Below are 1035 nucleotides of genomic sequence, written 5' to 3'. Positions count from 1 at the left end.
AGGAGAGCGCACCGTCAGCGGCCTGTGGGACCTGATCGGCAGGCTCGTCGATATCTTCAAGCCCGACGAATGTGCAAACTACTTCAAATCATGCGGCTATGAACCGGAATGAATGGAAACCGCTCTAGTACGACGCGACGGACCGCGCTGCCGTCCTCCATCCATTTCGAGATGGGTCCGCAGCTGACGAAGGCTGTATCGCTTCTCGATATAACGGCAAAGGTCTTGCAGCCGGAAAAGCGCAAACTGATTGAAGGAGCGCTTGACGACATCAGCCGCAGGCAGTTGCTCAACCTCGTTTCTTTTCAGCGCGAAAGACGCGACCCCTTTTACTCGGGCATGCGGGGCGAGAAAGAGTTGCTTGGGTGGTGTTTGAAGCGTCAGTGGCGACACCGTACAGATCATGAGGTGGATGTGGTCATAGCCTTTATCGCGATGGCGAACTGCAACCAGCTGGTGACCGCGAAGGCCAAACTCGTCGAGCACATCACCGATTACCTGCCTCCACGTTGAATCGGATAGCCGGCCATCCTCGAGAGCTGCGGAAAGCGAGATGTGCATCACGACCGCTTTAGCCCGAGGCGCCTGTTCAGCGACCAGGGCCATTTCGGCAGATGCATTTTGCAGCGATGAGACTTCTCGCAGCTCCAGGATCTCATGATCACGATCGTGGATGAGATAGGTCTCCAGGCCGGCGAAGTTTCGCCCCCAAGTGACTGAGGGAATCATGACGCAAGCATCCTACGGACGGCAGCGAGCAAGTCAGCATATGCAGATTCTAGCTCGTCGAGCAGTTGGACGGAACGCGCGGTATTCGCATGACGTGCGATCTGATTGATGTTCTGGCCGATGCGCCGAACATCATGGACCAACTGACGCGAAGGTAGCAGTTGAGTGTGCGACTGCCGAACTAGGCCGTAGACTCATTAGCCCGAAGCCACAGCCGTATTGAGGCGAGCTGGATCATGGCGAGGAAGTTGGCGGCGAGCTTATCGTAACGGGTGGCGACCCGGCGGAAGTGCTTCAGCTTGGAGA

At 56.8% G+C, this 1035-nt stretch carries 2 protein-coding genes and 2 pseudogenes; 1 reads left to right on the top strand and 3 read right to left on the bottom strand.

What is annotated here, in order from left to right:
- Positions 1-112, top strand: a pseudogene (locus BRX37_RS27160) (IS630 family transposase); the annotation flags it as partial.
- Here the strand turns inward: BRX37_RS27160 and BRX37_RS26270 are convergent.
- The 3 genes and pseudogenes from BRX37_RS26270 to BRX37_RS26260 all read right to left on the bottom strand — a co-directional run.
- A complete protein-coding gene (locus BRX37_RS26270; RefSeq protein WP_125990369.1) occupies positions 97-729 on the bottom strand; it encodes a relaxase/mobilization nuclease domain-containing protein in 633 nt (210 codons plus the stop codon). The pseudogene BRX37_RS27160 and the gene BRX37_RS26270 overlap by 16 nt on opposite strands.
- Positions 726-872 (bottom strand): plasmid mobilization relaxosome protein MobC, encoded by a 147-nt coding sequence (gene mobC, locus BRX37_RS26265; protein WP_206434239.1) that lies wholly within the window; start codon positions 870-872, stop codon positions 726-728. The genes BRX37_RS26270 and mobC overlap by 4 nt, the downstream gene beginning before the upstream one ends.
- Before the next feature lie 38 nt (positions 873-910).
- A pseudogene (locus BRX37_RS26260) lies at positions 911-1035 on the bottom strand (IS5/IS1182 family transposase); the annotation flags it as partial.

The organism is Sphingomonas sp. S-NIH.Pt3_0716 (assembly GCF_003950715.1).
In the GTDB taxonomy this organism is placed as follows: Bacteria; Pseudomonadota; Alphaproteobacteria; order Sphingomonadales; family Sphingomonadaceae; genus Sphingobium; species Sphingobium yanoikuyae_A.
Note: the sequence above shows the minus strand (reverse complement) of the source record. Positions and strands in the feature narration are given on the sequence as shown.